1 rRNA gene is annotated in these 255 nt (G+C 48.6%); it reads left to right on the forward strand.

Features of this window, described 5'->3' with window-relative positions:
* Window positions 1-105 (forward strand): 23S ribosomal RNA (locus tag J5M56_RS26015); the annotation flags it as partial.
* Window positions 106-255: the final 150 nt, after the last annotated feature.

The following is a 255-nucleotide window of genomic DNA, read 5'->3' on the forward strand; positions in this document are numbered from 1 at the left end:
AATCCCCTAAAGGGCCGTCGAAGACTACGACGTTGATAGGTTGGGTGTGTAAGCGCTGTGAGGCGTTGAGCTAACCAATACTAATTGCCCGTGAGGCTTGACCATATAACACCCAAGCAATCTGCAGTGCAGATTGTGGTGGTGAAGACGAAAGACCCGAAAATTCGCAACATCACAAATCGCATATCCGAATTCGCTGGGCTGTCCAACAGGACATTCTGGCTACAGAATTTCTTGACGACCATAGAGCATTGG

Source organism: Pseudomonas sp. 51_B, from assembly GCF_017491595.1.
Taxonomy (GTDB): domain Bacteria; phylum Pseudomonadota; class Gammaproteobacteria; order Pseudomonadales; family Pseudomonadaceae; genus Aquipseudomonas; species Aquipseudomonas promysalinigenes.